Origin of the sequence: Nonomuraea sp. NPDC003804, assembly GCF_040610675.1 — a bacterium.
GTDB lineage: Bacteria > Actinomycetota > Actinomycetes > Streptosporangiales > Streptosporangiaceae > Nonomuraea.
In genome coordinates, this window is the sequence record NZ_JBEXMT010000026.1 from 80,026 (window position 1) to 101,676 (window position 21,651).

The window sequence follows — 21,651 nt, forward strand, 5'->3', positions numbered from 1 at the left end:
CCGTTTCTAGAGGCACCACCAGCAGTAGATGAGCTGCCCGTCCGCCTGCGCTCGCCGGGCGAGCTCCCGCAGCTCCCCGATCAGCGTGACCAGGTAGCCGGTGTCGGGCGGCGTGAAGAACTCCTCGATCCGTCCCCACCGCTCGGCGAGGTCCGCCAGGCGGGCGTCGGGAACGCCGGCCAGCGTGTCACGCACGTCGGCGGGGGATCAGGTGTCGTCGGTGGTCCGGGAGTGGTGGGCGATCAGGCGGGTGAGGAGGTCGGCCAGTTGCTCGCGCTCGGCGGCGTCCAGGGGGGCGAGCAGGTCGTCCTGGAGGCTGGCGAGCAGGGTGTCGAGGTGGTTCAGCTGGTCGCGGCCCTTGCCGGTCAGGGTGATGACGTTGCGGCGCCGGTCGGTCGCGTCGGGGGCGCGTTCGACGTGGCCCCGCTCGGCGAGTTCGTTGATGACGGCGACCAGGTCGCTGCGGTAGATGCCGGTGCGGCGGCTCAGCGTGGCCTGGCTGGCCGGGCCTGACTCCTGGAGGGCGGCCAGGACGGCGTAGTGCCACTTGCGGGCGTCCGCGGTGGCCAGCCCGGCGCCCACCAGCCGGTCGGCGTGCGCCGCCGCCAGTGACAGCAGCCGGCTCGGTGTCCGCCGCAGCCGGGCGGGGGTGGCCGGGTCGTCGCCGTGGTGCCGCATGTCGCTGGTGGTCATGCCGACGATCGTAGCCTCTTGCGTTAGTCGCCCTAACGATATACGTTCGTTCGTGTCATAAACGTTTGTCCCACTAACGATTGGTGCGATCGTGCCTTCCATCGACGTCCTGGACTCGACCATCCACTACGAGGACACCGGCAGCGGCCCCGTGATCGTCTTCCTGCACGGCAACCCGTCCTCGTCCCACTCCTGGCGCAACGTCCTGCCGGCGATCGGCGGGCCCGCCCGTCTGCTGGCCCCCGACCTGATCGGCATGGGCCGGTCCGGCAAGCCCGACATCGCCTACACCTTCGACGACCACGCGCGGTACCTGGACGCCTGGTTCGACGCCCTCGGCCTGCGGGACGTCGTGCTCGTCGGACACGACTGGGGCGGCGCCCTGGCCTTCGACCACGCCACACGCCACCCCGAGCGCGTGCGCGGCGTCGCCTTCTTCGAGACCATCGTCCGCCCCATGTCCTGGAGCGAACTGGGCGACGGCCCCCGCGACCGCGCCGAGGCCATGCGCTCACCCAAGGGCGAGGACCTGGTCCTCGATCGCAACTTCTTCATCGAGACCGCCTACACCGGTGGCGTCCTCACCCCGCTGAGCCCGGAGGGGCTGGCCCCCTACCTGGCCCCCTACCCCACCCGCGAGAGCCGCCGGCCGGTGCTGCGGTGGGCCCGCTCGCTCCCGCTCGACGGCGAACCCGCCGACGTGGCGGAGCGCGTCACCGCCTACGACGCCTGGCTGGCCGCCAGCCCCGAGGTGCCCAAGCTGCTGCTCACCTTCGACTCCTCGCCCACCCTTCTCATCACTCCGGAGGTGGCCGCCTGGTGCAAAGACAACATCGCCGGCCTGGAGATCGAGCACATCGGGCCGTCCGGCCACCACGCCACAGAGGACCAGCCCGAGGCGATCGCGGCCGCGATCACCCGATGGGCGCTCCGCTAGGCGAGTCCGGGCGAGTGCCCCGTACGGCCGGCGCCCGCCTGTCCGGGCGGACTCCCGATCCGTGGAAGTCCGCCCATACGGCACGCGGGATCAGCCGGTGACCACGTTGTCCTTCACACGCAGCCGCTCGCCCAGGAACCCGCCGAGCGCCGTGATCAGGGACAGGCCCGCCAGCAGCAGGGCCACCGGCCACGAGGCGCCGCCGCTGGTCTTCAGCAGCCCGGTCGCGATGAAGGGCAGGAAGCCGGTCAGCGCGCCCGCCAGGTTGTAGGCCAGGGCCACCCCGCTGTAGCGCAGGCGGGCCGGGAACAGCTCGGTGAGCAGCGCGCCGGAGACCGCGTAGGCGATGGAGACCACGCCGATGCCGGCCGTCACCGCCAGCACGATCACCGCCGGGTTCCTGGTGTCGATCAGCCAGAAGAGCGGGAAGGCGCACACGGCCCCGAGCAGACCGCCCCACAGCGTCACCCGGCCGGGGCCGATACGCTCGGCGACCCGCCCCATGACGAGGATGACCACGATCTCGACGGCGGCCGCCGCCAGGGTGGCGTTGACCATGAGGCCGGGGGACATGCCCAGCTGGCTGGTGCCGTAGCTGATCACGAAGGTGGTCAGGATGTAGAAGCCGCCGATGCCCAGGAGCGCCGAGGCGATCGCCACCAGCAGCCGCCGCCACCCCGTGCGGAGGACCTCCAGCGCCGGGATCTTGGCCCGCTCGTCCTGCTTGAGAAGCTGGTCGAACAGCGGCGACTCCTCGACCTTGCGGCGGATGTAGAAGGCGATCGCCAGCAGCGGGAAGGCCGCGAGGAACGGCAGGCGCCAGCCCCAGGAGTCGAACTGCTGCTCCGGCACGAGCAGCGCCAGAGCGAACGCGCCGGACGAGAGCAGGGTGCCGACGGGTGAGCCGATCTGCGGCATGGCGGCGTAGCGGCCGCGCTTCTCCGGCGGCGCGTGCTCCACGGCCAGGGTGACGGCGCCGCCCCATTCACCGCCGACCGCGATGCCCTGGAGCAGCCGGAGCAGGACCAGCAGCGCGGGCGCCCAGACGCCGACGGCCGCGAAGGTGGGCAGCAGGCCGATGCAGCCGGTCGCCACGCCGATCATCACCACGGTGATCAGCAGGGCGGGGCGCCGTCCGATGCGGTCGCCCAGCCAGCCGAAGATGAGGGCGCCGAACGGCCTGGCCACGAAGCCGACGCCGAAGGTCGCGAACGCGGCCATGGTGGCGGCCGTCGCGTCGAGCGTGGTGAAGTACAGCCGGTTGAAGACGATGGCCGCGGCGGTGCCGAAGAGGAAGTAGTCGTACCACTCCAGGGCCGTGCCGACGAAGGCGGCGAAGGCGACGCGGGCCGCGTCCTTGCCGGTCACGACGACAGAGGTGCCCGGCGGAGGTCCGGCGGCGGCATGGCGGGGTGTGTTCATGGGTGACTCCTTGCGGGCGGGAGTGTCGTAGTCGTGCCGGCCGCGATGGCGTCGGCACCGTGGACGCAGGCACCGTCCACGAAGGTCGCGATGACCTCGATGGCGCCGATCCGGTCGCTGTCCACCTCGACGGGGTCGTCGGACAGCAGCACGAAGTCCGCGCACTTGCCTGGGCTGATGCTGCCGCGCCTGGCCTCGTCGTGGCTGGCCCACGCGGCGTCGAGGGTGTAGGCGCGCAACGCCTGCTCCGCGGTCACCCGTTCGTCGGGGGCGAGCACGACGCCGGTGTTGCTGAGACGCTCGACCATGGACTGCATGCCGAGCAGGGGCGCTCCCGGCGCGACCGGCCGGTCGGAGCTGCCCGGGACCCGGATGCCCCGCTCGAGGAAGGAGCGGTGCCGGTACATCCACGGGGTGCGGTCGGGGCCGAGCGCCTGGGCCATGGTGTCGCCGACGGCGTGCAGGAAGCGGGCCTGCGGGACGGGGACCACGCCGAGTTCGGCGTAGCGGTCGAGCTGGTCGGGCCGGACGACGCCGGAGTGCTCGACGCGGTGCCGTACGTCGGCGCGCGGCGCCGCGCGCTGGGCCTCGGCGAACGCGTCGAGAGCGAGGTCGACGGCGCTGTCGCCGATCGCGTGGGCGGCGACCCGCCAGCCGGCCCGGTGCGCCGCGACGATCAGCCGGCGCATGTCGTCGGGGTTGTCCTGGTAGACGCCTGCGGCGTGGTCGTGGCCGCAGAAGGGCTCGGACACGGCGGCGGTCCTGCCGATGAGCGAGCCGTCCAGCCAGATCTTCATCGGGCCGAGCCGCAGCCGGTCGTCGCCGAAGCCCGTGCGCAGACCGAGGTCGAGCCCGGTGGTGATGGCGTCGTCGGTGTGCGCGCGCAGCGCGTGCATGTTGTCGGCGGCCACCATGAGCTCCACCCGCGTGCGCAGGCCGCCGCGTTCGCGGGCGATCTGGTAGGCGACGGCCTCGACCGGGCTGCGGCCGATGAGGCCGAGGCCGATCCCCGCCTCCACGACGTGGGTGAGGCCCTCGGCGGCGTAGACGGCGCTCGCCCGGGAGATCGCCTCCGCGAGCTCGGCCACGGGGTACGGCATGACGAGGGCGGACACCAGGCTCTGGGCGCGTTCCTGCAGCAGCCCCGTCGGCGCGCCGCCGGGATCGCGGACCACCACGCCGCCGTCGGGTTCCCGCGCGCTGCCGTCGAGCACGCCGGCCATCCGCAGCACCTCGCTGCTGACCGCGCACATGTGGCCGGAGCGGTGCTTCAGCCATACCGGCCGGCCACCGGCCGCCCGGTCCAGCCCGTGGCGGTGGGGGTGGGCGCCCATGACCGTGTCGTCGTAGCCGGAGCCGACGATCCAGGCGCCGGCGGGCAGTCCCGCCGCGCGGCGGGCGACGGCGTCGTACACCTGGTCGAGCGTGGCCGCGCCGGCGAGGTCGAGCTCGCCGAGGGACTGGCCGAACCAGGCCATGTGGTTGTGGGCGTCACCGAACCCGGGGACGACGACGGCTCCCGAGCAGTCGAGCGTGGTGCGGGCGGGAAGGTCCTCCACCGCGTCGTCGAGGCCGACGACGCGCCCCGCGAACACCCCGAGGGTGCGGGCGCGTGGCCGCAGGTCGTCGACGGTACGGATGCGGGCGTTGCGCAGTTTGAGATCGAGCATGTCAGGCCAGGTTCTGCAGGCGGGTCAGCGGCAGGTCGGCGGCGTGGTGGATGTCCACCGGGCGGCCGTCCACCAGCACGGGGTCGGGTGTCGTCGGGACGCGCACGTCGGGCACGGCGCTGTTGGCGACCATGTCGTCGCAGGTGAGCCCCCGGCTGTCGCGCAGGGCGGTGTAGCGGATGCCGGAGGGCAGGGCCGCGCGGGCGGCGCGGTCGTCGAGGCAGGCCCCGGAGACGAAGACGGTCGACAGCCGGCGCGGGGCCGCGCCGAGCCCGCCGAAGTACGGCTTCATCACGCGGGGCTGGGTGAGCCGTGTGGAGCCCGAGCCGGAGCCGGACAGCCCCCAGGCCACGAAGCCCGACTTGAGCACCAGCTCCGGCTGGGCGCCGAACGTGACGGGCCGCCACAGCACGATGTCGGCGATGCTCCCGGGCCGCAGCGACCCCACGTCGGGGGTCATGCCGTGGGCGATGGCCGGATTGAGCGTGATCTTGGCCAGGTACCGCAGCACCCGGGCGTTGTTGACGACGCCGGGGCCGGTCTCTCCGGCCAGCGTGGCCTGCACGTGGGCCACCTGCCAGGTACGGCGTGCCGTCTCGGCGATCCGGCCCATGCCCATCGAGTCGGAGTTGACGATGCTGATCGCGCCGAGGTCGTGCAGGGCGTTCTCGGCGGCGATGGCGTGCTCGCGCACCCGGCCGGCCGCGATGGACAGATCGCTGTCCACGCCGTGGTGGCCGCGGTGGACCGTGAGCGTCATGGGCAGCAGCTCGGCGACGGTAGCGGCGGTCAGGGGCAGCGTGGGCGTGGTGGAGGAGGTCAGGACGTGCGGCTGGGAGACGATCTCCAGGAGATCGGGGTGCCCGCCGCCGCCCTCGACGTGGTAGGCGTGGACGGTCCGCCCCCGCGTGGCGTCGAGGGTGTCGGCGAGGTTGCCCGACTCGTTGAGCGTGTCGGTGTGCAGCGCGACGGGCAGGTCCGCCGCCTCCGCGACGCCCAGGCAGGTGTCGACGATCCGGGGGGTGGCCCCCCAGTCCTCGTGGATCTTGAATCCGCCGGCTCCGGCGAGCACCGCCCGTTCCAGCAGGTCCTGCGAGGACGACGAGCCGCGGGCCAGGAACGCGACGTTGACCGGCGTGTCACGCCAGGCCTCGATGAGGGTGTGCAGGTTGTAGGCGGGGTTGGCGCCCACGTCCCACACGCCGCCGATCCCCATGCCCACCAGGGAGGTGACGCCGGCCGACAGCGCGGCGGGCACGACCTCGGGGCTGGACAGGTGCACGTGGGAGTCGACCATGCCGGGCGTGGCGATGAGCCCCTCGCCGGTGATCATCGCGGTGTGCGAGTCGACGACCAGTTCCACACCGTCGGTGGCCTCCGGGTTTCCCGCGCGTCCGATGCCGACGATCCGGCCGTCCTTGATGCCGATGTTGGTCTTGCGGACGCCGATCAGCGGGTCCATGACCACGACGCCGAGGATGACCATGTCCAGGGCGCTGTCGCGGGGCGCGCGGCCGGTGACGAGCAGCCCGTCCCTGGCGGTCTTGCCGCAGCCGCCCAGGAGCTCCTCGCCCGGCTCGGTGTCGTCGGCCTCGACCTCCACCCACAGGCCGGTGTCGGCGAGCCGGATCCGGTCGCCGGTGGTCGGGCCGTACAGGGACGCGTACGCGCCCCGGGACATCCGGGTCATCGGGTCCCTCCCCGGGCCACGACGGTGACGGTACGGCTCTCGCCGGGCGCGAAGCGCTCGGCGGTTCCCGCGGGAATGTCCAGCCGGTGGCCGCGGGCGGCGTCGCGGTCGAAGGCGAGCGCGGCGTTCGCCTTCTCCAGCGGGAAGTGCGAGGAGACCCAGATCGGCCGGTCGCCGGTGTTGGCGATCTCCAGGGCGGCGCGCGGGCGGCCGGGGGCCAGCTCGACGTGGTCCCCGGCGGCCAGCACCGCGCCGGGCCCCGTGGGGTCGGCGGGGCCGAACGGCTCGGCGACGTGCACCAGGCTGGAGCCGTGCGGGAAGAGCGCTTCCACCTGGAGGCTCGGGACGGCCTCGGCCACGCCCGGCAGCAGCCGGTCGTGCGGGATGATGCCCGGCACGCGCTTGAGGATGGTCTCCAGCGGCGTGCCGTCCCAGGCCATTTCCAGGATCTCGTCGCACACCAGGGCGATGGACTCGGTCGCGCCGAGGAGCGCGCCGCGAGCCAGCCGCCGTCGGGCGAGCTCGGCGGCCGCGAAGAGCGTCAGCCTTTCCTGCTCGCGTGGAGTGAGATGCATGGATGGTCCCCCGAAATCGTGGCCGGCGGAGCGGCCGGCTTAGGGCATGCACAACACAATGCGCGATGAACCATGCACGAACAATGACGAAACGCTCCGTCATGCGGCGCCGCAGGTGTGCATCTGCACAACCGGAGGTCAGGGGGCGCGGTGGCGCGCGCAGTGCAGGGCGAACAGCACGGTCGCCGCGTCGACCGGGCTGGTCGGCTGGTAGCCGGTCAGCTCGGCGAACCGGTTCAGCCGGTTCAGCACCGTGTTGCGATGGCAGTACAGCTCGCGGGTGGTCGCCGCGATCGAGCCCGACCGGCAGTACGCGGTCACCGTCTCCAGCAGCCGGTCACGCTCGTACGGCGGCAGCGGGTCCAGGCCGGACAGCACCGACTCGGCCAGCAGCCCGGCGATCGGGCCCAGCCGGGCCGCCGCGACCGGCATCCACGCGTCGCCCAGCGCGACGGCGCCGGTCGCGCCGCCGTCCATCGTCGCGGCGATCGCCTCGGCCACCCGCACCATGTCCGGCACGCCGGACAGCCCGGCCGCCACCGGCGCGAGCGCGCACGGCACGTCGTGCAGCCATCGGGACGGCACCGCGCGAGCCGCGCGCGGCAGCTCGGCGATCAGGACGAGGAAGCCGTTGTGGTCCTGCAGGTGGGTGACGCCGGCGGTGAGCCGCGACGCCACGGCGCCGCGCAGGTCCTGCTGGAATTCCTGCGGCGCCATCGCGACCGCGAACCCCGACGTCGCGCGGACCTGGAGCAGGGTCGCCACCTGTGCCACGAGCTGCGGATCGCGGCCGTCGGACGACAGCAGCCTGCCGACGAGCGCGGTGCGCTCGCGCTCCTGGCGGCGGGCGAGGACGGCGACCTCGTCGAGGTAGGCGGCGTGCACGTTCACGGTGTGGAACTCCACGGCGTTCCAGACCCGTACGGCCGAGCGGGTCAGCTCGGGCAGGTCCGCCGGTGAGATGCGCTCCAGGAAAGCGGTCCACAGCACCCGGAAGTCCATGCGCACCGCCTGCAACAGCCGCTCGAGCGGCACACCCTGGTGGGCGCGGTGGCGGCCGAGCCGGGCCGGCACCTCGCGCAGGTCGTCGCTCACCGGAAGGCCGCCGATCAGCCGCAGCAACAGCTCGAAACAGGCGCGGGCGGTGTCCCGCAGCTCCTCGGCCGAGACCGTCCCCTCGTAGCCGTCGAGCGTGGCGACGTTCGGGATGTAGCGGCTGACCAGCTCGTCCACGTCGTCCAGGCAGTCGCGGACGAGCGCGCGCAGTTCCTCGGAGGCCGGTGCGCCGGTGTCGTCCCGCCCGTCGACGTTCGGGGGGTTGTGCATGCGCCCATTACAGCACCGCCATATGGAGTTTTGTCCTAATTTGTCATGCAATGCGGCAAACATCGGGCGGGGTGTCGGGATTCGGACCTGAGGGGAGATTTGTTGTAGCCGACCGGAAACTAGAATTCCCGAGATCATCGGTGTCGCTCCCCGGAGCGCCGCGGAAAGGTGGCCACGTGACGCCCCGGTTCGGTATCCAGCTCGCGCCCGACGCCGCGAGCATCAACGCCATCCGCGACCTGGCCCGGCTCGCCGACCAGGAAGGACTCGACCTGCTCGGCGTCCAGGACCACCCGTACGCCGCCGCGCACGCCGACGCCTTCGCGCTGATGGCCACCGTCCTGGCCGAGACCGAACGGCTGCGGGTCTTCCCCGACGTGGCCAGCCTGCCCCTGCGCGGTCCCGCGATGCTCGGTAAGACCGCCGCGACCCTCGACCTGCTGAGCGGCGGCCGGTTCGAACTCGGGCTGGGTTCGGGCGCCTTCTGGCCCGCGATCACCGCCATGGGCGGGCCGTCCCGTACCTCTCCCGAGGCGTTGCGGGCCCTGGAGGAGAGCATCGAGATCATCCGCGCCATGTGGCGGCCGGGCGAGAACGTGCGGGTGAAGGGCGAGTACTACACCGTCAACGGCGTGCACGCGGGCCCCGCCCCCGCCCACCAGGTCGGCATCTGGGTGGGCAGCGTCGGGCCGCGCGCCCACGCCCTGACCGGACGGCTGGCCGACGGCTGGGCCGCGCCGATCCCGCACTACCTGCCCTACGAGAAGTGGCGCTCCTCCCAGGACCTCATCGACAACGCCGCCCGCGAGGCGGGGCGCGACCCGGCGTCGATCACGCGGATGGCGCAGCTGGTCGGCGACATCACCGAGACCCGGGGCGCCGCCGTACGGTTGGAGGGCGAGACCCCGATCCGTGCCACCGCGAAGGAATGGGCACAGGTGCTCGCCGACCTGGCCACCGAGACCGGTTTCGACACCTTCGTCTACTGGCCGGAGAACCCCGACGCCACCCAGCTCCTGCGGTGGGCTCGGGAGGTCGTCCCCGCCACGCGCGCCCTGCTCGCCTGAAACGCGGCACTCCGCCGCATCCCCGGCAGCAAGAGGATCACGTCGGCCGTCACCCCGGGACCAGCCGCCCGGCCTCCGCCGCGTCGATCACGTCGGCGACCATCCTGAGGTAGTCCACGAGGATGTCGTGCCATTGGAGGTAGGCGGCGAAGTCGTGCGCGTGGCTCAGGAAGCGCACCGTCGCGCTCCTGCCCACGGCGGCCAGGTCCAGGGGGGCGGCGTACCCGTCCAGCACGCGGCGGATGAGGGCGTCGTGGTCCAGCGCGCCGTTGCCGAACCGGTCGGTCAGCTCGCGGAACTCCACCAGTTCCCCGACGAGCCAGCCGACGTCGGACTCCGGCGCGCCGGCGCTCAGGTTCTCCCCTGTCAGCAGGGCGCCGTCGTGGTCCGGCGTCAGCGGCAGGAGAACGCCGAGGCTGGGGGCGCCGTGCAGCAGCGCGCGCGGCCGTTCCGGCACGCACCACCCCGCGACCGTGGCGGTCCGGTTCGGGCCGAGGATCTCGGCCGCGTGCCGGCGCAGTTCGGGCGCGGCGCGGGGCCCTTCCCCGTTCCGCAACCAGGACAGCAAACGCCGCGGGCCCTCAGGGGGCCGCAGGTCGGCCGGTGGCAGGGGTGCCGCGTGCAGCCTGGCGAGGGTCGCGCCGGTCTCCGCGAGGGTGTCGGCGGCGATCCGCGCCACGTCCGGGTGTCCCTTGCGGAAGACACCCGCGAGGGTGGTGGCCTGATCGGTCCGGTAGGCCATCCCGGCGCCGTCGCCGCGCACGGGGAGAGTGAGCCTGACCCGTCCTGGCGGCACCCCCCGGACGGCCGCCAGCACGGCGGGATCGGGCATCCGCATCGCGTCACGCCGATCGGGTCCTGGCCGCCGGGTCCACACGTAGCCGTCCTCGCCGTTCCCGACGATCGTGGTGCGCAGGAAGCCCGAGCCGAAGGACTCGACGGTCTCGCTCATGAACCCCTCTCCTCGCGTAGCCGTTCCACCTGCTCGATCAGGGTGAAGAGCGGGGCGGCGCCCAGGCCGTCCCGCTTCCTGGTGTGGGTGCTCAGCGTCGGGACGGGGTCGGCGACCACGACGTTGGGCCGGGCCTCGAGCGCCGCGAGGTTCCGCCGGTAGGCGTACGAGCCGGTGGCGCCGGGCGGCAGGGCAGGCGCGATCCCGATCAGCGCGGAGGTGCACTGGAGCGCCAGCAGCACCGGTGTGTCGCCGAGGCCGTTGGCGAACCGGCTCAGGAAGTGGTAGGTCGCCGGGTAGACCAGCACGGTGTCCGGCCAGGTCGCGTACTCCACGTGCGGCGAGCTCGGCTCCGCGGTGTCCGGCCAGACGTCGAGCGGCACCTCCTTGCCGCTGATGGCGGCGACCGCCTGCCGGGTCACGAAGCGCTCCGCGCTTCGGGTCAGCACCACCCGGACGTCCAGCTGCCCGTAGCCGTGCCTCAGCCAGTTCAGCCAGTACGGCAGGAACGCGGCGCCGAGCGACCCGGTGGCGAGCACGAGCAGGCGTTCGGCGCGGAAGGGCGGCACGCTAATCATCGGCGCCCGCCATCGCGCCGAGGATCAGCTCGGCGTCGGCCAGCGCGGCCTGGTACCCCTCGGTCCGCATGACGCCCGCCGGGTTGAGCACGATCTCGTCGACGCCCGCCTCGTGGTAGTCCCGCAGGCGCTCGGCGACCTCCTCCGGCGTGCCGTACACGTAGACCCCAGACTCCACCAGGGCGGCGGCGCCGGCGTCGGGGTCGTCCGGGTCGGCGGGCACCCCGGCCCGCCTCAGCATGTCGGTGTAGTGGGGGGCCCGCAGGTGGGGCCCCGCGCCGGCCAGCGCGAGCCTGCGCGGGTCGCGGCCGGCGTCGGCCAGCGCCACGTGCACGACGGCCGCGACGCGGGGCACCGGGCCGCGCCCCGCCGCGCCCTCCGACAGGGCGGGGATCAGCGTGTCCCGCACGTAGGAGGGCGGCGTCATCCAGGTGATGGCCACGTCCGCGACGGCGCCGGCCTTGCGCGCCATGCCGGGGCGCAGCACGCCCAGACCCACCTCGACGGGCGCGTGCTTCATCGGGGGAAGCGCCCCGCCGGCCACGCATGCCTCGCAGGCGTGCCGGGAGACCCCGCCGTCGAGAACGCCGCGCATGGCCTCGGCGTACCCGGCCGCGGCCGTCGCGGGCCGCTCGTACGGCGCGCCGCGCAGCGCCCTGACCAGCTCGGGGGTGGCGGCGCCGTACCCGGCGACCACCGGCCGGCCGGTGAGCACCGCGAGGCTGCGCGCCTGCGCCGCCGCCTCCATCGGGTGGCGCAACGGCATCAGCGTCACGCTCAGCCCGGACGCCACCTTGATCCCCCGGCCCGCCAGGTAGGCGATCGTCTGGTGGGACTCGGCCATCACGGACTGCCCCATCCAGAGCCGGCTCGCCAGGCCGCCGGCCACCAGCTCCCCGAAGGGCACGACCACGTCGGGATGCGCGGGCTGGAACGGGAACAGCAGCGCGGGAGCCATGAAACCTCCTCGGTGAATGTCACTCCCCATCCGGGGCGGTGTCGCGGGCCCACGACACCGCCACGGCGATCACGTCAGCAATTACCGTCGAGGCTCAGTGTGCAGATGCTGTAGATGATGGTGTTGATGTCACTGCCGTCGCCGCTCGGGAGCGCCGCGACCTCGGCCAGCGAGGTGTAGGCGTCGGCACCCCTCATGAGGGTCTCGATCGACATGTCGTTCACCTCCTTTCCTGGATCTCGTGGGATCCGGGCCCGGGTTCGGGCCCGGAGGTCTCGAAGGGGAGCACCGGCGAGCCGAGGTTGCGGTGGACCGCGCCGGGCACGACCCCCGCGTCCCGCAGCGCCTCGCTCACCGCGTGCTCCCGGTCGCCGCCCCGCTCGGCGTGGGCCAGCAGCCCGGCGGCGACGGCGTGGGAGCGGTGCTCGCCGAAGCTCAGCCCGCGCATCCCCGGCCGGGGATCGCGCGGCTCCCAGGCCCAGCCGACGCCGCGGCCGAGCTCGGCGACGTAGACGGACAGGTCCCGGCGCAGCCCTCCGGCCGCGGCCGCGGCCCGCGCGACGTCCGGTACGGCATGCCACGAACGCCGCCCCAGGTAGACGACGATGCTGTCGCGGCGCGGGTAGTGGGCGCGGGCCGAGAGCACCTTGGCCCGGTAGGGCAGCCGGAGCTCCTCCAGCCGGGTCAGCATCGCGCCCCACAGCCCGGGTGCCGCGTCGGGCGAGTCGGCTCCGGCGTACACCCGCACGAACACGCCCTCCTCCATGCCGTGGCCCAGCGATCCGTTGACCAGCAGGAAGCCGGGCGACAGCGCCGGCATGACGGCCGGCAGGGTGACCCAGCGCGACGGCCCGCCGTCGGCCGCGGCATCGAGCCGCGCCTCCGGGACCAGCACGCGCACGCCGTTCAGGCGGACCACTCCGGGTGATCCGGGCTCCACGGGGGCCAGGACGCGGGTGCCGCTGTGCGGCACCATCGCGCGGAGCGCCTGCTCGAAGCCGGGGTCGCGGGACAGCCGGCGCGGCCGGCCCTCCCTGGGGTCGCCGCCGGTGTGGAAGGCCTCGTACAGCGCGTCGGCCAGGGCCGTGCGCAGCGCCTTGGGGCTGCCTGCGGTGACGTCCCGGCCGTCCACGGTGGCCGAGGTCAGGTCCGCGCCGACGCGCACCCTGTCGAGCGCCCGCATCATCGCCCGCCTCCCAGGCCCAGGGTGGTGACGAACCCGGCGGGGTCGAGCAGGAGCCCGCGCCCGACCCCGGCCGCGGCACGCTCCAGCGGCGACAGCCGTCCGCGCTGGTGGCCGGCGGCGATGACCCGGTCGATCAGGTGCCAGCCGGCGAAGCCCGCCGCCCTGGCCGCCAGCTCGCGGTCGGCCCGCGCCTCCGGCCGGGCCTGGAGATAGCCCGACCAGAAGGACTCGACGGACGGCCGCAGCGCCTCGAAGCGGCGGGCGCCGTTGGCGACGACCTCGCGGTCGCTCACGATGTCGTCACTGCCGGCCATGCCGAGCACGCCCCGGTGGAGCCACTCGCCGGCGAAGGCGCCCACGTCGCGCGCGGCGTCGGCCTGCCTGGTCTCCTCCCAGTCGGTCAGGTAGAGGGTGCCGTCGTGGTGGAGGAACTGGTCGAGCCGGATGTCGCAGTGCGCCAGGACGCGGGGGGCGCGCTTCTCCCACCGGGACAGTTCGTTGATCGCCTCGACGACCGCGGGGTCGTTGTGCAGGATCGCCCACGCCTCCAGCTCCGCCCCGCTCGCGGCCGCGTAGACGCTCAGCGGGAGCGCCGACAGGCGGCCGAGCGGCGGCAGCGGCGGCTCCGAGGTGTCCTCGGCCACCGCCGGCGGGGCCTGGAGGGTGTGGAGCGTTCCGATCTGGACACCGGCCGCGCGGGCGAGCTCCCAGGTGAAGGCGTCCTCGGCGGCGAGGTCGGCTCCGCTGCGGGCGTCCTCCAGCAGGGCGAAGGCCATCAGGCCGGACGCGGCGTCGCCGCCCAGGAGCCTGGGCGCGTTGATCGCCGCATGCCCGTCGAGCAGCGTGCTCATCGCGCTGGACCGCGTCACCTTCCGGCGGACCAGGTCCGCCTGGCCGAGGGTCTTCTTCACGAAGACCGGGACACCGGCGTCGGTCACGCCGGCCCAGCTGTCGTTGCGGCCGAGGAACGCGGTGACCGCGTCCTGCCGCAGCGTTCCCAGACCGAGCCGCCGGAGGAACACCGTGACCTCGGGCACCTGGTCGAGCGGCACCGGCGGCCGCGTCAGCCGCTCACGCACCGCCATCGCGGGCTCCCGGGACAGGGGCCGAGGGCGCAACCCTTACGCGTTTCCTGTGCATGGTTCCGTCTCCCCGTCATCGGAAGGGACGTCTGCGATCGACCCGACGGAACATGACCTCATCACGGTCTCCTGACGGCCATCAAGGCATCGAGATGGCGACTTCATGCCGTGCTTGGAGCGACCGCAGTCGCGGGTGGCTGGGACGAAGGCAGGCGTTCTACGGGGGTTTTCGCAGGTCACGTCGGATGAAGCGGCTGGGAGGCGCGCGAGCCCGTTGTGCCGGGGCACAAGCGGTTCGGTGCCGGTTGACGCCCTTCGGTGATGAATGCATACTTTAGTTATAACTTCTAACTAAAGAAAGGGGCTGTCGCCATGGTGCCTTCGGCGCCGGGCGGCGGCCCCCACCTCCTGGCGGCGACCGTCGCCCGCTGAAAGGACGCACCTGGTGAACACGCCCTACCTGACCGGTCACTACGCCCCCCACGTCGACGAGATCACCGCCCGTGACCTGGTGGTCGAGGGCAGCCTGCCGGTCGAGCTGAACGGCCGGCTGGTCCGCAACAGCCACAACCCCAAGCCCGGCGTGACCCCGACCCACTGGTGGAAGGGCAGCGGCATGGTCCACGGCATCCGGCTGCGCGACGGCAGGGCGGAGTGGTACCGCAACCGCTGGGTGCGGACCCCCGCCCTGGACGGCGCGCCGTACATGACCGAGAGCGGCCCGGACCTGACCGCCAGCACGGCCGGCACGCACGTGATCGAGCACGCGGGCAAGCTGCTGGCGCTGTGCGAGGCGAACTACCCGTTCGAGCTGACCGCCGAGTTGGAGACCGTCGGCGCCTACGACTTCGCCGGCAAGCTGACCACGGTGATGACCGCGCACCCCAAGAGCGACCCGGTCACCGGTGAGCTGCACTTCTTCGGCTCCTCGCCGTTCCCGCCCTACCTGACCTACCACGTGGCCTCGGCGGCGGGCGAGATCGTGCTCAGCGAGGAGGTGCCGGGGGCGACGGCCTCCCTCAAGCACGACTTCGCCATCACCGAGCACTTCGTGGTGTTCGTCGAGGGGTCGGTGACCTTCGACCACACCGAGACCTCCGGCATCCCGTACGCGTGGAGCGACGCCCAGGCCACGCGCATCGGCGTGATGCCGCGCGGCAAGGGCGGAGCCGCGAAGGTGCGGTGGTTCGACGTCGAGCCGGGCAACCTGCTGCACACCGCCAACGCCTACGAGGACGCCCAGGGGCGGATCGTGGTCGAGGGCCCGGCGATGGACCGCGCGGGTTTCGAGCAGTCATGGAAGTGGTGGGCGGGCCTGCCCGGACGTGGCGTCGTGCCGAACTCGCGGTCGCTGACCCGGCGGTGGACCGTGGACATGCGCGCGGGCACGGTCGCCGAGGAGGTCGTCGACGACCTGGTGGTGGAGTTCCCGACGATCAACGACGACCTGCTCGGCCGCGAGCACCGCTACCACTACGCCGTCTCCTTCCCTGACGAGCGGGGTGTGGGCGGCTACGGGGTGGTCAAGTACGACCGGGTCACCGGTGGCCGCCAGATCCTGCCGGTCGGCGACGGGCGCCTGCCCAGCGAGGCGGTCTTCGTGCCCGCCCAGGGCGCGACCCGCGAGGACGACGGCTACCTGTTGACCGTCGTCAGCGACCTGCACGCCGACGCCTCCCAGCTGCTGGTGCTGGACGCCACCGACCTGAGCGGGGCGCCGGTGGCGACCGTGCACCTGCCCCGCCGGGTGGTGGCGGGCATCCACGGCTCCTGGATCGCCGACAACTGACACCCCGCCATCACCGACAGCGAAGGATCCCCCATGGACATCGACCTCCACGCCCCCGTCATCGTCGAGCACCAGACCCTCGTGCGCGCCCCGCTCGACCAGGTCTGGCGGCTGCACACCGACATCGACGCCTGGCCCACCTGGAACGCCGGCATCGACACCGCGGCCCTGCGCCAGGAACTCGCGGTCGGCGCGGTCTTCGACTGGGAGACCCACGGCCTGGGCATCAGCTCCACCGTCGCCGAACTCGTCCCGCGGCGCCGCATCGTCTGGGGCGGCCCGGCCCACGGCATCGACGGGGTCCACGTCTGGACGTTCGAGCCGGTGGACGGCGGGGTGCTGGTGCGCACCCGCGAGTCCTGGGCGGGCGCCCCCGTCGAGGCCGACCCCGAGGGCATGCGCGCGGCGCTCGACGCCTCGATCCGTGCCTGGCTGGCCGACCTCAAGAGGACGGCGGAGCTGGGCACCGAACTCAAGAGGACGGCGGAGCTGGGCACCGACGAGCCGCGACTGTGACCGGCCGTCACCGCCAGGAGGCCGGGTAGCGGTGGCCCGGCAGGATCCGGCCGAGCACCACGCCGCCCGCGATCACGACGGCGCTGGCCGTGACCACCGGGCTCAGCAGGAACAGCGGCGCGGGGGCGGTGAGACCGACGAGCGCCGCGGTGGCGCCGGCCGGCGGGTGCGGAGCGCGCAGCAGCATCATCGGCGCCGTGGACAGCGCCGCCGCGACCGCGGCCGTCCACACCGACGGGCCGGCCAGCGCGGTGAGCACGAGCGCGACGACCGTCGCGCTGACGTGGCCGAGCACGATGCTGCGCGGCTGCGCGAACGGCGCGCTCGGCGCCAGCGCCACGATCCCGGCGGTGGCCGCGAACGGCAGCGCGAACAGCGCCAGCCCGGTGAAGCTGGTGACGGCGGCCAGCAGCAGTAACCCGGCCAGGGCGGCCACGGTCGCCGTCAGCACGCTCTTCAGCTGGACCCCGTTCATAGCGAGGTTCGCAGCGAGCGGAGGAAGTCGCGGATCAGGGCGGCGCTCTGCTCCAGTTCGGTCGTGAGCGGGAAGTGGCCGGCGTCCAGCAGGTGGATGCGCGCCTGCTGGAGATCGCGGGCGAAGGCGCGCGCGCCGTCAGGACCGAAGATCTCGTCGTTGCGTCCCCAGACGGCCAGCAGCGGCGGCTGGTGGGTGCGCAGGTAGTCCTGCCATTCCCGGTAGCGGGGCGGGTTGGTGCCGTAGTCCAGGAACAGGGCGAGCTGGATCTCCTGGTTGCCGGGCCGGTCGAGGAGCGCCTGGTCGAAGGCCTCCTTGTCGGGGTTGACCAGCGAGGTGTCGGGCACGCCGTGGGTGTACTGCCAGTGCGTGGCGTCCCGGGTGAGCAGGCCGCGCAGGGCGTCGCCGTTCTCCTTGGACGGCTCGGCCCAGTAGGCCCTGATCGGCTCCCAGAAGGGGGTCAGGCCCTCCTCGTAGGCGTTGCCGTTCTGGGTGACGATGCCGGTGATCCGCTCGGGGTGGCGCACCGCGAGACGGAAGCCCACGGGGGCGCCGTAGTCGTGCACGTAGACGGCGTAGCGGGTCACGCCGATCGAGTCGAGCAGCCGGTCGACCACGTCGGCGAGGTGGTCGAAGGTGTACTCCCAGTCCTGCGCGGAGGGCGCCGAGCTGTGCCCGTAGCCGGGGTAGTCGGGCGCGATCAGATGGAACTCGTCGGCCAGCTCGGCGATCAGCTCCTGGTAGGCGATCGACGAGGTCGGGAAGCCGTGCAACAGGACAAGCGTGGGCGCCGAGGGGTCGCCGGCCTCACGGTAGAAGACGTCAAGCCCGTCGATCACCGCGGTGCGGTACGCGATCGTCATCATTAACTCCCTAAACGAGGTTTGGTGGTTAAGTGATAGCATGGCCGACATTAACCGGTCAACTCATCTTGAGGGGTTAGTTTTGAGGATCCGGCCGCTCCGCGACGAGCCCCTGGGGCTGGACCTGGTCGACACCGTCTGGGTGGAGAACGGGGCGCTCGTCGACCAGTTCGACACGCCCGAAGGGGTGCTGGCCTGGCTGGCCGACCACGACCTGCCCGGCGGCGACGACCTCGAGCGGGTCCGCGACCGCCTGACACAGGCCAGGGCCGCCATGCGCGACCAGCTCGAAGGGCGCGGCTCCGCGCCGCTCAACGCCGTGCTCTCCCACGGCGGCCGGCGGCCCCAGATCGGCGACGGCGGGCCGTACGAGAAGCTGGTGCTGGACGACCCGTCCTGGCACGCCGCGTGGACGGCGGCCGCCGACCTGGTGCGCGAGCTGGGCGAGCGCCCCGAGCGGGTACGGCCGTGCGGCAACCCGCGGTGCGTGCTGTGGTTCCTCGACGTGAGCAAGAACCGCAGCCGCCGCTGGTGCCGGATGGACGTGTGCGGCAACCGGGCCAAGGTCGGCCGCTACAACCAGCGCCAGCGGGCTTCCGGAAAGGCCTGACGCGAACATCAGGGGGCCGGTGTCACTAAGGTGTGCCGCATGTCGCTCCTGATCGATGTCCGGCGCAGCGCCGGGCCTGACTCCTTATCGCAGACGCCTGCGCCCGAGTCCGCCGCCGGGGCCCGCGGCGCCCGCCCGGAAGGCGTCACGCCCCGATGAGCGTGCTGCGCCTCCACGCGGAGGGCCCCAGGGTCGCCCCCTTCGAGCTCTTCTTCGACCTGGTCTTCGTCTTCGCCGTCACCCAGCTGTCCCACCTCCTGCTCGAACACCCGACAGCCGGGGGCGCGCTGCAGACGCTGTTCCTGATGCTGGCCGTGTGGTGGGCGTGGATGTACACCGCGTGGACCACCAACTTCTGTGATCCCAACCACCCGGTGATCAGACTCACGCTGGCCGGGCTCATGCTGGCCAGCCTGGTCATGGCGGCCGCGGTGCCCGAGGCGTTCGGCGACCGGGCGATCTGGTTCGCGTGCGCCTACGTGGCGATCCAGATCGGCCGTACCATCGTGGTCGCCCTGCTCACCCGCGGTCACGCGCTGCAACGGGTGTTCCTGGGGGTCGGGTTCTGGTTCGCCCTCTCCGCGGTGTTCTGGATCGCGGGCGCGATCCTCGGCGGCACCGCGCAGGCGGCGCTCTGGGTGGTCGCGCTGCTGATCGACTACGGCGCGCCGGCGGCCGGCTTCCGCACCCCCGGGCTCGGACGTTCCACCACCACCGAGTGGACGATCGACGGCGGGCACATGGCGGAGCGCTGCCAGCTGTTCGTCATCATCGCGCTCGGCGAGTCGATCCTGGTCACCGGCACCACGCTGGCCGACGCCAAGACCGACGCGCTGACGTTCGTCGCCTTCGCCGTCTGCCTGCTCGGCAGCATCGCCATGTGGTGGGTCTACTTCGACCTCACCGCCGACCTCGCCGCGGAACGCATCGAGAGCTCCGACGACCCCGGACGCCTCGGACGCTCCGCCTACACCTACATGCACATCCCGATGGTGGCCGGCATCATCGTCTCGGCGGTCGGCGACGAACTGGTGATCGCGCACCCCGGCGGGCACTCCAGCCCCTGGACCGTGCTGATGGCGCTCGGCGGGCCCGTGCTCTACCTGGCCGGGCACACGATGTTCAAGCGGGCCGTGTTCGGCGCCCTGTCGACCGGCCGGATCGTCGCGATCGGCGTGCTGTGCGCGATGGTCGTCGTGGGGCTGCTGGTGCCCGCCGTCCCGCCGCTCGCGCTGACCGTCGTCGGGCTGCTGGTGCTGGCGGGCGTCGCCGTCTGGGACACGCGCGTCTTCCGCCACTCACAGGCGGAGCCGGTGACCTGACCCATCTCCTCGCCGCCGCCCCGGCCGGGCGCGGCGGCGAGGGCTCTCGGGCGCCCCGCTTCCCCGTGCACGGCGTGCGTCTTCGACGCGGTCGCGTCGACGAACGGGCGAGCACGGCGGCAGAGGACATGTGGGGCGGATGCGGTGTATGCGGAATTTAGGGTGATATGTCCTTTCTGGCTAGACTCCGCCCCTTGTGGAGATCTACCTGACCCAGGCGAAAATCGCCTTGCTGCTCGCCCCGCTGGCCATCGCGTTGCTGCTGCTGCCCTTCGTGTCCCGGCAGTACGGCCGTTTCGGGCGCATCGGGCGATGGTCGGGGTTCGTCACGGCGATGCTCGTCCTGTACGCCTGCGGCGTGGTGGCCTTCACCCTGTTCCCGCTGCCCGAGGTGACGCCGGACTTCTGCGCGATCCGGCAGAGCCTCGCGACGCCGCGCTGGCAGCCGCTGTCGAGCGTCCAGGACGTGATCAGGGAGAACGCCGGACAGGGCCTGTTCGCCGCGCTGTACAGCAGGTCGATGCTGCAGATCGTGTTCAACGTCGCCCTGTTCGTGCCAATGGGCTTCCTGCTGCGCTACCGGCAGCGGCTCGGCCTGCCGCGCACCCTGCTGATCTCCTTCGCCGGTTCGCTGGCGATCGAGCTGACCCAGCTCACCGGCCTGTGGGGCCTCTACCCCTGCGCGTATCGGCTGTTCGACCTGGACGATCTGATCATCAACACGGCCGGCGCGGGACTCGGCTGGGCACTGGGGGTCCCGGCCGCCCGGCTGCTGCCGGATCCGTGGCCGGCACCCGTCCCGGACCTCGCGCCGCCCACCATCGGACGGCTGACACTCGCCATGCTGCTCGACGGCGTGGTGTGGTTCTTCGCCTCCCCGCTGTTCGGGCTGCTCGCCGTCCAGGCCCACCGGCTCCTCACCGGCGGCCCGATGCCCGCCGACGCCCTCCTGCGAGACCTCCTGCCCGGCCTGTCGTACGCGGTGACGGGGCTGGTCATCTTCATCCTCATCCCGGCCGCGCGTGAGGACGGCGCCACACCGGGCCGGGCGTCCGTACACGTCACGTTCCGCGACGCGGAGACCGGACGGCCCGCCCCGGCGCTCCGGCGCCTCGCCCGCTCCGGCGCGCCGTACCTCGCCCTCCTCGCGGGCGCGGTCGTCGGCGGCGCCGTACCGGCCCTCGGCCTCCTCGTCGTCCTGGAACTGGAACGCCGCGGCGCCATGGCCCGGTGGACCCGCACGCGCATCGTCACCCGAGCCGCCGCCCGCACACCCGCCGCCGCCCCGCGCTGATCCTCGTGCCCAGCTTCGGATCGCACCAGGCGGCGGTGGCAGTACCCGTTTCCGGCTCCCGCCTCACTGCCCCGGCCGTTCTCGAGCCACACCTCGCCGCGGCTGGCCGAAATGCTCCCGCGCCGGTCGTTTGGGGTCGCCCTTCGCAGTGGACGTCCGGGGCGCGGCTGCCCTGGCGGTTTCCTGGCCGCGCCTCGCGATGGTTGTGCGCCGGTGGTCTCAATGTTCGTGGAATCGCGCCTCCATGACCGCGAGAGCGCACTCCTCAGGAGTCAGCCAGCGCAGCACGACGTCGTCGAACAGGTCGGTGTCGATGCTGCTCAGACTGTCCTCGTCTGAGTCGTCAAGTCGCCGCCAGAGCACCTGGGGCAGGACTGTGACACCCGGTTCGGCGATGCGCGTGACAACACAACGCGCGGGGCGGATGCCGTTCTGGGGGTCCATCTCGTACTCCAAGGCATGTTCGAACCACATGCCCTGCTGCGGGATCACGCTCTCGGCCACGTCGTCATCCTCCTTCGGGCGAGGGCGCACGCGCGGGGAAAACGATCGGCCGGTGCGCAGAAAGTTGGGTCCACCCGTCCTGTTGGTCCGCCTTACCCGATCCAAAGCACTCAAAGATCGAGAAACCGGGTGACAGGGCACT

The 21,651-nt window shown here is 72.7% G+C and carries 23 protein-coding genes; 7 read left to right on the top strand and 16 right to left on the bottom strand.

Features of this window, described 5'->3' with window-relative positions; genetic code table 11:
• Nucleotides 1-6: 6 nt before the first annotated feature.
• On the bottom strand, nt 7-195 hold the full coding sequence (locus ABZX22_RS31250; protein WP_354915779.1) for a hypothetical protein: 189 nt from the start codon (nt 193-195) through the stop codon (nt 7-9).
• 12 nt (nt 196-207) lie between these two features.
• Nucleotides 208-693, bottom strand: a complete 486-nt coding sequence (locus tag ABZX22_RS31255) for a MarR family transcriptional regulator (protein ID WP_354915782.1) — start codon at nt 691-693, stop codon at nt 208-210.
• Nucleotides 694-784: 91 nt separating this feature from the next.
• Here ABZX22_RS31255 and ABZX22_RS31260 point away from each other — a divergent pair, with 91 nt between their 5' ends.
• On the top strand, nt 785-1,630 hold the full coding sequence (locus ABZX22_RS31260; protein ID WP_354915785.1) for a haloalkane dehalogenase: 846 nt from the start codon (nt 785-787) through the stop codon (nt 1,628-1,630).
• Between the two features lie 90 nt (nt 1,631-1,720).
• On the opposite strand, the gene ABZX22_RS31265 is transcribed toward ABZX22_RS31260, so the two are convergent.
• The 5 genes from ABZX22_RS31265 to ABZX22_RS31285 form a co-directional block, all read right to left on the bottom strand.
• A complete protein-coding gene (locus tag ABZX22_RS31265) occupies nt 1,721-3,052 on the bottom strand; it encodes an MFS transporter (protein WP_354915788.1) in 1,332 nt (443 codons plus the stop codon).
• A complete protein-coding gene (locus ABZX22_RS31270) occupies nt 3,049-4,722 on the bottom strand; it encodes an amidohydrolase (RefSeq protein ID WP_354915791.1) in 1,674 nt (557 codons plus the stop codon). The genes ABZX22_RS31265 and ABZX22_RS31270 overlap by 4 nt, the downstream gene beginning before the upstream one ends.
• A 1-nt stretch (nt 4,723) precedes the next feature.
• On the bottom strand, nt 4,724-6,412 hold the full coding sequence (locus tag ABZX22_RS31275; RefSeq protein ID WP_354915793.1) for an urease subunit alpha: 1,689 nt from the start codon (nt 6,410-6,412) through the stop codon (nt 4,724-4,726).
• A complete protein-coding gene (locus tag ABZX22_RS31280; protein ID WP_354915796.1) occupies nt 6,409-6,987 on the bottom strand; it encodes an urease subunit beta in 579 nt (192 codons plus the stop codon). The genes ABZX22_RS31275 and ABZX22_RS31280 overlap by 4 nt, the downstream gene beginning before the upstream one ends.
• 138 nt (nt 6,988-7,125) lie before the next feature.
• A complete protein-coding gene (locus ABZX22_RS31285) occupies nt 7,126-8,313 on the bottom strand; it encodes a helix-turn-helix domain-containing protein (RefSeq protein WP_354915799.1) in 1,188 nt (395 codons plus the stop codon).
• A gap of 176 nt (nt 8,314-8,489) precedes the next feature.
• Between ABZX22_RS31285 and ABZX22_RS31290 the strand changes: the two genes are divergently transcribed.
• Nucleotides 8,490-9,380: an LLM class flavin-dependent oxidoreductase gene (locus tag ABZX22_RS31290; protein WP_354915802.1), complete on the top strand. Its 891-nt coding sequence runs from the start codon at nt 8,490-8,492 to the stop codon at nt 9,378-9,380.
• Between the two features lie 49 nt (nt 9,381-9,429).
• On the opposite strand, the gene ABZX22_RS31295 is transcribed toward ABZX22_RS31290, so the two are convergent.
• From ABZX22_RS31295 to lxmK, 6 genes are all read right to left on the bottom strand, one after another.
• Nucleotides 9,430-10,332, bottom strand: coding sequence for a hypothetical protein (locus ABZX22_RS31295; RefSeq protein ID WP_354915805.1), 903 nt, complete (start codon nt 10,330-10,332; stop codon nt 9,430-9,432).
• Entirely contained in the window at nt 10,329-10,910 is a 582-nt protein-coding gene (locus tag ABZX22_RS31300) for a flavoprotein (protein ID WP_354915807.1), read from the bottom strand. Before ABZX22_RS31300 ends, ABZX22_RS31295 begins: the two co-directional genes overlap by 4 nt.
• Complete coding sequence (locus ABZX22_RS31305; RefSeq protein ID WP_354915809.1) at nt 10,903-11,868, bottom strand: LLM class flavin-dependent oxidoreductase; 966 nt, start codon at nt 11,866-11,868, stop codon at nt 10,903-10,905. The genes ABZX22_RS31300 and ABZX22_RS31305 overlap by 8 nt, the downstream gene beginning before the upstream one ends.
• 74 nt (nt 11,869-11,942) lie before the next feature.
• A complete protein-coding gene (locus ABZX22_RS31310; protein WP_354915811.1) occupies nt 11,943-12,083 on the bottom strand; it encodes a hypothetical protein in 141 nt (46 codons plus the stop codon).
• 5 nt (nt 12,084-12,088) lie between these two features.
• The gene (locus ABZX22_RS31315) at nt 12,089-13,054 is read right to left on the bottom strand and encodes a T3SS effector HopA1 family protein (RefSeq protein ID WP_354915813.1); all 966 of its coding nucleotides are present in this window, start codon (nt 13,052-13,054) and stop codon (nt 12,089-12,091) included.
• Nucleotides 13,051-14,139: a class V lanthionine synthetase subunit LxmK gene (lxmK, locus tag ABZX22_RS31320; protein WP_354915816.1), complete on the bottom strand. Its 1,089-nt coding sequence runs from the start codon at nt 14,137-14,139 to the stop codon at nt 13,051-13,053. Before lxmK ends, ABZX22_RS31315 begins: the two co-directional genes overlap by 4 nt.
• Nucleotides 14,140-14,581: 442 nt before the next feature.
• On the opposite strand from lxmK, the gene ABZX22_RS31325 reads away from it, so the two are divergent.
• On the top strand, nt 14,582-15,925 hold the full coding sequence (locus ABZX22_RS31325; RefSeq protein WP_354915819.1) for a carotenoid oxygenase family protein: 1,344 nt from the start codon (nt 14,582-14,584) through the stop codon (nt 15,923-15,925).
• A 33-nt stretch (nt 15,926-15,958) separates the two neighbouring features.
• Nucleotides 15,959-16,441, top strand: coding sequence for an SRPBCC family protein (locus ABZX22_RS31330; RefSeq protein ID WP_354915822.1), 483 nt, complete (start codon nt 15,959-15,961; stop codon nt 16,439-16,441).
• A 7-nt stretch (nt 16,442-16,448) separates the two neighbouring features.
• Here the strand turns inward: ABZX22_RS31330 and ABZX22_RS31335 are convergent, their stop codons facing one another.
• Together ABZX22_RS31335 and ABZX22_RS31340 are read right to left on the bottom strand one after the other, a co-directional pair.
• Nucleotides 16,449-16,916, bottom strand: coding sequence for an HPP family protein (locus ABZX22_RS31335; RefSeq protein WP_354915825.1), 468 nt, complete (start codon nt 16,914-16,916; stop codon nt 16,449-16,451).
• Nucleotides 16,913-17,782 (bottom strand): alpha/beta hydrolase, encoded by an 870-nt coding sequence (locus tag ABZX22_RS31340; protein WP_354915827.1) that lies wholly within the window; start codon nt 17,780-17,782, stop codon nt 16,913-16,915. Before ABZX22_RS31340 ends, ABZX22_RS31335 begins: the two co-directional genes overlap by 4 nt.
• 79 nt (nt 17,783-17,861) lie before the next feature.
• On the opposite strand from ABZX22_RS31340, the gene ABZX22_RS31345 reads away from it, so the two are divergent.
• From ABZX22_RS31345 to ABZX22_RS31355, 3 genes are all read left to right on the top strand, one after another.
• A complete protein-coding gene (locus ABZX22_RS31345) occupies nt 17,862-18,389 on the top strand; it encodes a CGNR zinc finger domain-containing protein (RefSeq protein ID WP_354915830.1) in 528 nt (175 codons plus the stop codon).
• Nucleotides 18,390-18,544: 155 nt separating this feature from the next.
• Nucleotides 18,545-19,711, top strand: coding sequence for a low temperature requirement protein A (locus ABZX22_RS31350; RefSeq protein WP_354915833.1), 1,167 nt, complete (start codon nt 18,545-18,547; stop codon nt 19,709-19,711).
• Nucleotides 19,712-19,907: 196 nt separating this feature from the next.
• Complete coding sequence (locus ABZX22_RS31355) at nt 19,908-21,005, top strand: VanZ family protein (RefSeq protein ID WP_354915836.1); 1,098 nt, start codon at nt 19,908-19,910, stop codon at nt 21,003-21,005.
• Nucleotides 21,006-21,224: 219 nt separating this feature from the next.
• Here ABZX22_RS31355 and ABZX22_RS31360 read toward each other — a convergent pair whose 3' ends face one another.
• Nucleotides 21,225-21,509 carry a hypothetical protein gene (locus tag ABZX22_RS31360; protein ID WP_354915839.1) on the bottom strand — a complete coding sequence of 95 codons (285 nt, stop codon included), beginning with the start codon at nt 21,507-21,509 and terminating at the stop codon, nt 21,225-21,227.
• Nucleotides 21,510-21,651: the final 142 nt, after the last annotated feature.

Coding starts and splice junctions, on each gene's coding strand:
- ABZX22_RS31255 (WP_354915782.1), bottom strand. CDS start 693: ATGACCACCAGCGACATGCGGCACCACGGCGACGACCCGGCCACCCCC.
- ABZX22_RS31265 (WP_354915788.1), bottom strand. CDS start 3,052: ATGAACACACCCCGCCATGCCGCCGCCGGACCTCCGCCGGGCACCTCT.
- ABZX22_RS31270 (WP_354915791.1), bottom strand. CDS start 4,722: ATGCTCGATCTCAAACTGCGCAACGCCCGCATCCGTACCGTCGACGAC.
- ABZX22_RS31275 (WP_354915793.1), bottom strand. CDS start 6,412: ATGACCCGGATGTCCCGGGGCGCGTACGCGTCCCTGTACGGCCCGACC.
- ABZX22_RS31280 (WP_354915796.1), bottom strand. CDS start 6,987: ATGCATCTCACTCCACGCGAGCAGGAAAGGCTGACGCTCTTCGCGGCC.
- ABZX22_RS31285 (WP_354915799.1), bottom strand. CDS start 8,313: ATGCACAACCCCCCGAACGTCGACGGGCGGGACGACACCGGCGCACCG.
- ABZX22_RS31295 (WP_354915805.1), bottom strand. CDS start 10,332: ATGAGCGAGACCGTCGAGTCCTTCGGCTCGGGCTTCCTGCGCACCACG.
- ABZX22_RS31300 (WP_354915807.1), bottom strand. CDS start 10,910: ATGATTAGCGTGCCGCCCTTCCGCGCCGAACGCCTGCTCGTGCTCGCC.
- ABZX22_RS31305 (WP_354915809.1), bottom strand. CDS start 11,868: ATGGCTCCCGCGCTGCTGTTCCCGTTCCAGCCCGCGCATCCCGACGTG.
- ABZX22_RS31310 (WP_354915811.1), bottom strand. CDS start 12,083: ATGTCGATCGAGACCCTCATGAGGGGTGCCGACGCCTACACCTCGCTG.
- ABZX22_RS31315 (WP_354915813.1), bottom strand. CDS start 13,054: ATGATGCGGGCGCTCGACAGGGTGCGCGTCGGCGCGGACCTGACCTCG.
- lxmK (WP_354915816.1), bottom strand. CDS start 14,139: ATGGCGGTGCGTGAGCGGCTGACGCGGCCGCCGGTGCCGCTCGACCAG.
- ABZX22_RS31330 (WP_354915822.1), top strand. CDS start 15,959: ATGGACATCGACCTCCACGCCCCCGTCATCGTCGAGCACCAGACCCTC.
- ABZX22_RS31335 (WP_354915825.1), bottom strand. CDS start 16,916: ATGAACGGGGTCCAGCTGAAGAGCGTGCTGACGGCGACCGTGGCCGCC.
- ABZX22_RS31340 (WP_354915827.1), bottom strand. CDS start 17,782: ATGATGACGATCGCGTACCGCACCGCGGTGATCGACGGGCTTGACGTC.
- ABZX22_RS31350 (WP_354915833.1), top strand. CDS start 18,545: ATGAGCGTGCTGCGCCTCCACGCGGAGGGCCCCAGGGTCGCCCCCTTC.